General features: G+C 32.3%; 11 protein-coding genes. All 11 read right to left on the bottom strand.

What is annotated here, in order from left to right; all coding sequences use genetic code 11:
* Positions 1 to 3: 3 nt before the first annotated feature.
* Positions 4 to 1125 (bottom strand): DUF787 family protein, encoded by a 1122-nt coding sequence (locus BLA33_RS04920; protein ID WP_075226650.1) that lies wholly within the window; start codon positions 1123 to 1125, stop codon positions 4 to 6.
* Positions 1106 to 1675: a DUF764 family protein gene (locus BLA33_RS04925; RefSeq protein WP_029346996.1), complete on the bottom strand. Its 570-nt coding sequence runs from the start codon at positions 1673 to 1675 to the stop codon at positions 1106 to 1108. The genes BLA33_RS04920 and BLA33_RS04925 overlap by 20 nt, the downstream gene beginning before the upstream one ends.
* Entirely contained in the window at positions 1672 to 2058 is a 387-nt protein-coding gene (locus BLA33_RS04930; protein WP_029346995.1) for a hypothetical protein, read from the bottom strand. The genes BLA33_RS04925 and BLA33_RS04930 overlap by 4 nt, the downstream gene beginning before the upstream one ends.
* Positions 2046 to 2429 (bottom strand): DUF1506 family protein, encoded by a 384-nt coding sequence (locus BLA33_RS04935; protein ID WP_029346994.1) that lies wholly within the window; start codon positions 2427 to 2429, stop codon positions 2046 to 2048. The genes BLA33_RS04930 and BLA33_RS04935 overlap by 13 nt, the downstream gene beginning before the upstream one ends.
* Entirely contained in the window at positions 2429 to 2884 is a 456-nt protein-coding gene (locus tag BLA33_RS04940) for a DUF3890 domain-containing protein (protein ID WP_029346993.1), read from the bottom strand. The genes BLA33_RS04935 and BLA33_RS04940 overlap by 1 nt, the downstream gene beginning before the upstream one ends.
* 28 nt (positions 2885 to 2912) lie before the next feature.
* The gene (locus BLA33_RS04945) at positions 2913 to 3872 is read right to left on the bottom strand and encodes a hypothetical protein (RefSeq protein ID WP_031506519.1); all 960 of its coding nucleotides are present in this window, start codon (positions 3870 to 3872) and stop codon (positions 2913 to 2915) included.
* A 19-nt stretch (positions 3873 to 3891) separates the two neighbouring features.
* Positions 3892 to 4467 carry a DUF228 domain-containing protein gene (locus BLA33_RS04950; RefSeq protein WP_075226651.1) on the bottom strand — a complete coding sequence of 192 codons (576 nt, stop codon included), beginning with the start codon at positions 4465 to 4467 and terminating at the stop codon, positions 3892 to 3894.
* Positions 4468 to 4482: 15 nt separating this feature from the next.
* The gene (locus BLA33_RS04955) at positions 4483 to 5271 is read right to left on the bottom strand and encodes a DUF228 domain-containing protein (protein WP_029347019.1); all 789 of its coding nucleotides are present in this window, start codon (positions 5269 to 5271) and stop codon (positions 4483 to 4485) included.
* Between the two features lie 6 nt (positions 5272 to 5277).
* Complete coding sequence (locus BLA33_RS04960; protein WP_075226652.1) at positions 5278 to 5835, bottom strand: DUF228 domain-containing protein; 558 nt, start codon at positions 5833 to 5835, stop codon at positions 5278 to 5280.
* 11 nt (positions 5836 to 5846) lie between these two features.
* On the bottom strand, positions 5847 to 6542 hold the full coding sequence (locus BLA33_RS04965) for a DUF1357 family protein (RefSeq protein WP_075226653.1): 696 nt from the start codon (positions 6540 to 6542) through the stop codon (positions 5847 to 5849).
* Between the two features lie 16 nt (positions 6543 to 6558).
* The coding region (locus tag BLA33_RS04970; RefSeq protein ID WP_157651910.1) for an anti-CBASS protein Acb1 family protein at positions 6559 to 7347 on the bottom strand (789 nt) is incomplete at its 5' end.

A 7347-nucleotide genomic window follows, 5' to 3' on the forward strand; every position in this document is an offset into this window, starting at 1 on the left:
TCCTTATACCCTTAAACTATTTTGATAATCAACTATATCTTGAGAAGTAATTACTAAAACAACAGAATTAATACTAAAGTTATAAGTAATATTCACACTAAGTTCCAATTTAAGATTTGAAGATGGAGATAAAATCAGTTTTAAATCTTTATATTCAATAATTAATCCCCTATCAACGAACCTTTTTAGCATACATTCAATCGCAGAAGTATATGCATTGTCCCTAGCCCCACTAAGTTGCAGCTCAGATAATTTGCTGTTTTGCCTATTGTTTTTGTTCCAAATTCGAATAAGCTCAATAATGGCCTCGTTTTTTATATAATGATACGTAAAAAGCTCGTCTATTGGGTTTCCAGCTAGATCAACGCCTTCTTTAAAGGCAGGCATGCCATCAAGACCAGTTTCATTAAGAAGTGCGTAAAAGTTTATATTTGCAGTTCTTAACTTTCCAATTACAGTGTCGTCAACAAGTGGTACAGCAGATAATGGCATACCGTAGGGATTAGTTGAATGAGAAATGCTAGCTTGATGCAAATATTGACTTACAAATTTTAGGTGTAGATTGTCCTGATTATTACTATAAACAACAATATTTCTAGCTTTTTCAGTATTGCCCTTGCCATTATTGAAAATTTCTTTTATTGAATTTTCTTTAGTTGAGAATACAAAAAAAGTTGAGGGCATTTTAAACTTATTATAGTCGTCCTTATAAACAGTTAATCCATCATCTGAATTACCATTGTCACTTTGGGTATTAATAAGCACAACAAAAGAGTGCCTATGTCCCTTAAGGTAATTTTTTAGTTTTTCAGGCTTATCCTTATAGATAAAAAGCACGGCTGATTTTAAGGACTCTTCACTTGAATTGAAAAAATCAGACATTGCGGTTTTTAGCAGTGTCTTTTCTTTTCCAAACTGCGGTTCTCCATTTCCATTGTCTTTTTCTAAAGTTTCAATTTGTTGTTCATAGTTATTAATAGTCAAGCTCAATATTTTATAATCAGCGGTATCTTTATTAACTTTTATTTTGGCTGCTTTATACACTAAAAGTGGATTATAATAATTAGGCTTGTTAGTTTGAATCCTAGAAGTAACCAAACTTACACTAATTGTATCTTGTGGCAATTTTGTATCCCCCCTTTAAAATTTCGATTGCTTTTATACTAGCATTACATGCTACAGACGCGCTGTATGCATGGTTGCTATACTTTGTTCCTAAAGAAATCAGGCCAACTGTTTGCATATTTGATATTGGATAAATGTAAAAGCTTATTTTAGTAACATATTCGGATTGATGTGGATTAGATAACGTATAATTGTATGTTTTTTTATGCATAAACTCGCTAAGCAGCCCATAAAGTACTAACATACGTGAATTTGCATCAAAATCCCTATCATTCAACACTATTGCAATAACATATATTTGAAAATTTAAACTAAACTCCAAAGCATTATCATAGAATGCACCAGTTTTAGAGTTATGATCAAATAGATTTTGTGTACCATCAAATTTGAACGCTATTATATTAGGACTAGTAGTTGTAATATTTGAAAGATATGGATGGTTGTAGGTGTTTATGATATCGCATTCAAAATCATTTAAAGCGGCATATGCCTTAAATCCTTGAAATATTTTAAGTAAATAATTCACGATTATATCTAAAGTCACAATCATTCAAGCACCTTGTAAGCAAGCTCTGATAACATTTTGGATGTATCAACAAGCGGAATTGATGCGGTGCCGCTACCTTTTTTTAATTTACTTTTGATTGTGCTAGCTTTTAAGCGCGGCACTACTTGACCTGATAGTACATAATTTTCATAGTATCTAATAAAAGCTTCGCCAATAGCATGCATTCCAGATTTAGGATCAATATTAAACTTATAATTTATATAACTATTGTTGATATATTCTCTAAATTCAGCACTACCAGCAATTTTGGTTAAATGTTTTCTTATTGGTAATTTAGTGTCCCCTTTTTCATGCATTCTAGCAATATTAGAACGACCCCCAAACCAGCCAATTTCTAATTGAATACTTATCTTTAAGTCGTCCATATAAATTCCTTTAAGACAAGAGTGAAGTACCCAATTGAAGAGTCAATGCTAAATATTTCATAATAAACTAAATCTGAAATTGATATTCTATCTTTTAGTTCATAGTTGAGATTTGCATATGTGTAAAGTTTAGAATAACCTTGAATATCGGATAAATTAGAATCATGTAACGCCGCAAGTTCTTGTGGCTTTATGTCAATAATAACCCCAATAAATTCAGTGTACTCATTTTTGTTAAATATTCGTTGATAAGACTCATCTCCTTCAAGTTTTATAATGTTTGCTTTATAGAACCTTAAAGGCTCAGGATCCTTAAAAACATTAATCATACGGAAAGACATATCCGCTAGTCTTTTTCTAATACCACTCATTAGACAACTCCCATACAAGATGGAGTTGAAGTATCTCGTTTGAGCTTTTCTAAAAATGCATCAAGTTGCAAGCAAAAGTTTTTACTTGCTGAACAACTCTCTCCACCACTATCTTCACTTCCTCTATTATTGGGATAGTAATCAATTTCAAGCTCATTGAACTTCTCTTTTTTAATCCTGTCAAATTCAAATTCACGAACAATCCCCTGCTTTCTTAATTGACAACCCATGTGATAAAACGTAAGCAAAAATATTTGTTCATATGTAAGTGAACTAGAATCAATACCACGTGTTACTAGAATTGCTTGTAGCAGTGATAAATGAAGTAGAAAATTTTGCCTACTTAGTGCAAATTTGTCTATTCCCAATAGTAACAATACTTCAGAATGAAGTTTGGTTACTAAAAGCTCTTCTTCACTTTTAATTTGAGCCTGCAAGTCTTTTTGTTCACGCATTTTTAACTAATCCTTAAATATTTGTTAACTAATTTTGTTTTATTTCAACCTGCAAAATGGTATTTTTAGTAGCAAGCAGCCCGCCTAAAACAAAATCAATATATGAATGAGCAATATCGGTTGAATCTCTATCAACTTGTTCATTCGGAGTAGGCAACATGTACTTACTAGGCTTGAACTTAATAAGCTCCGGATTCAACGGATAGACGAGTATTTGATGTTTTAGTAAGTTTGAAGTTTCAATGTAAACATCTTCTCTATTGTTAATGGCCTTAATAGTTTGAATCAAAACATCTTCCCATTTTTCACAACTGACTGCAGGAGCTTGTGTTGCTGCATATGGTTTTACCAATTTCAAGGAAGTTGCAGGGTCAACTATTACCATCATAGGTGTAGAAAATTCATCGCCCAACTCTAGTTTTGAGAGTCCTGTTTCAACCTTTTCAAATATTTTATCCATTTTATCCTTATCTCCATTTTGAACTTCTTCTTTTACTTGATCTGGCATGTTAAGAAGTCCATACATATTAGGGAGTAGACGTTTTTGATTTTTACCATCTTTTTGAATTGAAACAGTGCCCGTGAGAACAAAGTGATTAATAAGTTTGATAATTTCGCTACTTGCAAGTTTATAAGCTTGAGCAAAAGGCAGTAGATTATTATTAATGTCGCCAATATACGAATCTGAAGTATAAAATTTTTCAGAAGATTGTTTTAAATGTCTAAACTTGTATTGTAATTTTAAGTAGTTAAGCCTCACTACTTCAGAACTAAATCCAATAGTTGAGATAGTATTAACTTCATTGGCAATAGTTGTAGGGTTAGCATTTAGAAATGCATCCCATTTTACAGTCCTTTGATACCCCATTTGTAAATCAACATCTTCAATTTGTTCGGGCAAAAACCATTTATACATTATAGGATCCTTAATTTCCCCTATAATATTTGCTACAGCTTTTGCATAATAATTTTCATCAAATAATTCCATTTTTACCTCCTAAAACTAATTATTTTTGTACAGCCTTATTTCCAAATACTGACACTTTAACCAAATAAACATCATTGCTAATTTTCTTTGCATCAGACAATGCTATTGCATTAATAGTTGTCTTATTTTGGGGCGCAGAACCATTAATTTTTTCCAATTCTCCATCTTTATTAAAAAAGAGTTTATCTTTTGCTTTAACGCCATTTTCTTTTGCTACTAAATAGCCCTCAAAGTTATTTGTAATTGGAACAACAGTTGCAGTTTTGCTAAACTCGTCTATATCAACACATATTCCGTATAAGTCTTCACCACCACCAGCCTCAACATGAGGCTCATAATGAATTTCATTTGGTTTTTCTTCTTGAATAACTCTTTTGACTCCGCGCTTGTATGGATATCCTAAAAATGGATGATTTTCCAGTTTGTCAAACTTACTGGTTCTAGTACCTCCAGAAGCAAAAAATTGCACGTTTTTGTCTCTAAACTCTAAAGAATTGCTAAGCAAACCAGCATAATGGTGTGGATTTTTCACAAACTTTTCCAGTTTATTACGACTTTCTTGATAATCTTTTACTAATTGTGTTGTATTTGCCATTCAATTACCTCCTTTTTATCCCCCTACGCCTGAAACAGCATGCGCAAACACTTCTTTTTCAAGTCCTCTGTTGCCAAAAACTGTAACTTTTATCAAATTGATGGAATAATTCTCTTTGAGCCCTCTAGCTTGAGCCTGCTTTGAATCCTTATCTTCAGATACAAAATTGATTGTAAATGAATCAGATAATGCATACGCATTAATTACAGTTGGACGTCCGCCCCCAGCCTTGATAATAACCCCATCAACATTAATGTCTAATATCTCTCCAGCTTTTATATTTGGATTTCTTGTTACAAGATATCCTTCAAAGTTATTGGTAATTGGTAAAACATATGCTATGCAACTAAACTCACATACATCAACACATATGCCATATAGATCAGTATCAGCACCAATCTCAACATATACAGAATTCTCTTTTGGAACAAGTTTGACCCCGCGCTTGTATGGAAAACTATTTTTTGGATCGTAAAAATATTTCTCTATTTTGTCTGTAAAACTTGAACATGAAAATGAATAGGCATCGGCTCGCTCATTTTTTGACTGAAAAGAACCATTAGAACTGCTAAAAACTTTATTTTCAATCAAACTCATCGATTTTGCATATTTTTTGAATTTCAAAAGGATATCATCAAGTTCTTTACCTGAATCCAGATAAGGATCTTTTGCTTGTTCATCTTCGGCTTGTCTTGCTTGGCGTTTAGCCCTGGAAGCAGCCGATGAAACTTCTGATTCTAAACTTAATTGTGAAGTATCATCAATCTCAAAACTTTTCCCTTGCCCTTTATCTTTTGCTACCATAATTTACTACCCTTTTATAGCTCTATTTCCAAAAACACTAACAAGCCCTATGTATAACTCTTCGGTTAATTTCTGTACTTTTGATAGCGCTATGGCATTAATAGTTTTATCAGCTCCAGTAGTCTTTTCAAGCTCACCATGTTGATTAAAATGCAGCTTGTCCCCCGGGTTTACACCGTTTCCATTTTTCTTAAAAGTTAAATACCCGGTAAAATTGTTTGTAATTGGAATTACAGTTGCCATACCAGTATATTCATCTATATCAGTACATATTCCATATAAGTCTTCACCACCACCAGCCTCAATTTCAAGCTCTGTTGTACTATCTTCACTGAAACTAAGTTTTACTCCGCGCTTATATGGATAACCCTTAACAGGATAATTTTCTATTTTGTCTTTACTACTAGTTCGAACTCCACCAGAATTTGAAAAAATCAGGTTTTTGTCTCTAAATTCTAAAGAATTACCAAACAAACTAGCATCTTGTTGTGGATTTTTCATTAATGCTTTAATCTCGGCAACTTTTTTATCAAACTCTTGTTTAATTTTTGTAATATCGCTCATTTAAAACTCCTTTAAGCAATACTTGTTCTTTTGTTTCTTTTCAAGTTTTCATAAAACTGCACTCGTCTTTGCTTATAAGCATTACTTACAGCTTGTACAAACTCCGTGAAATTAATTGGAACAAAATTAGAATCAAGCAAACTTACTCTTTCTTCTGATTTAGTAACAATATTGCCTTTAATAGAATCAACAGAAGAAGAATTGCTATTCGCATTTTTTCTTAACTTGATGTTGACTTTAGCTAAAGAAACAAGTTGTTCTAGTATCTCTCCATCAATATGGGTTATGTCTGCTACTTTAGAAATAGCTTTAATTTGCTCAATTGGAACAAATTTGCGAACAAGTTCTCTGCGTTGTGCTTGCATAATGTCTTTTAGAGTGTATCCTTTTGCTAAAAGCACTTCTTTATTAAAATGGTTGCTAAGATGTGCTTTTGCGAGCGTATCAATTTCATTTATACGCTCGGCTTCTAGTAATAATTGCTTTTCAACACGTTCTCTCTCTTCAACTTCTGCAAGTTCTTTTGTTATTCGCTCATTTGTACTTAAATCATGGTTTATCTCTTTGGGTTTTACATTATTTGCTTGTTCTTTAAGGCGCATATACTCTTCATATTCACCAGAACTTATAATCTTAGTATCAGATTTAACTTGCTGTTCTTCTTTTACGTGTACTTGCAAGTCTTCTTTTTCTTCATTTTCAATCACTTTTTAACCCCTTTTCTCAAAATGAGAATAATTTTTCTTTTAAAATAGCTAGCTCCTCGTTATTAAAGGAGCTACTTTGTATAAGCTCGTTATATTTGCTGTAAAGCTCAATTAGCTTTATGTCTCTTTCTACTTTTTGATCTTCGCTCAACATAATCAATGAATTAAATCTCATATCAAGGCCAAAATATTTAGCAAGTTTCAAATTACAAGAATTCTCAACTTGTTCTTGTACGCCTTTTAGAAAATCATAATAATTGCTCCTATCACCTTTACCATCATTTCCGAGTCCTTTAGCCTGCTCGTTGAAACTTCTAGTTAGCGGTTCTTTAGTATCAGCACCAATTTTTGCTTTAATTAATGCTAGGGCTTCTTTTAGATAGCTAAGATCATACTTAATAACCTCCAAACTAGCGCTAGGAGTTGCTGTATAAAACATCCCCTCATTGTTAAGATTGCTTTTAAGCCTAGCAAGTTCGTTAGCTAACGAGTCATTAAGGCTGCGTAAATTAGAAATATCTTTACTATGATTGCTTGAATTCTGTTTTCTTAAAAATCCAGATAAAATACCACTTCCTTTATCACTACTGCCTTGAGTAAGTGCACTTAAAGAAGTTGTAGCACTTGAGAGTGCATCTTGTAGTTGTACTAAAGATTCATCTTTATAAAATAAAAAATTGTGATTCTCAATACGTTTTTCTATTTCAACGTATATCTTTTCAAATAAATAAATATCTAACAAAAAACTTTCCGTATAACACGGAACATATCTTTTTAAGATATAATCGAAATTTTCATATATTAT

It is taken from the genome of Borreliella garinii (assembly GCF_001922545.1).
Taxonomy (GTDB): domain Bacteria; phylum Spirochaetota; class Spirochaetia; order Borreliales; family Borreliaceae; genus Borreliella; species Borreliella garinii.

Coding starts and splice junctions, on each gene's coding strand:
- BLA33_RS04935 (WP_029346994.1), bottom strand. CDS start 2,429: ATGAGTGGTATTAGAAAAAGACTAGCGGATATGTCTTTCCGTATGATT.
- BLA33_RS04955 (WP_029347019.1), bottom strand. CDS start 5,271: ATGGTAGCAAAAGATAAAGGGCAAGGGAAAAGTTTTGAGATTGATGAT.
- BLA33_RS04950 (WP_075226651.1), bottom strand. CDS start 4,467: ATGGCAAATACAACACAATTAGTAAAAGATTATCAAGAAAGTCGTAAT.
- BLA33_RS04930 (WP_029346995.1), bottom strand. CDS start 2,058: ATGGACGACTTAAAGATAAGTATTCAATTAGAAATTGGCTGGTTTGGG.
- BLA33_RS04945 (WP_031506519.1), bottom strand. CDS start 3,872: ATGGAATTATTTGATGAAAATTATTATGCAAAAGCTGTAGCAAATATT.
- BLA33_RS04940 (WP_029346993.1), bottom strand. CDS start 2,884: ATGCGTGAACAAAAAGACTTGCAGGCTCAAATTAAAAGTGAAGAAGAG.
- BLA33_RS04925 (WP_029346996.1), bottom strand. CDS start 1,675: ATGATTGTGACTTTAGATATAATCGTGAATTATTTACTTAAAATATTT.
- BLA33_RS04960 (WP_075226652.1), bottom strand. CDS start 5,835: ATGAGCGATATTACAAAAATTAAACAAGAGTTTGATAAAAAAGTTGCC.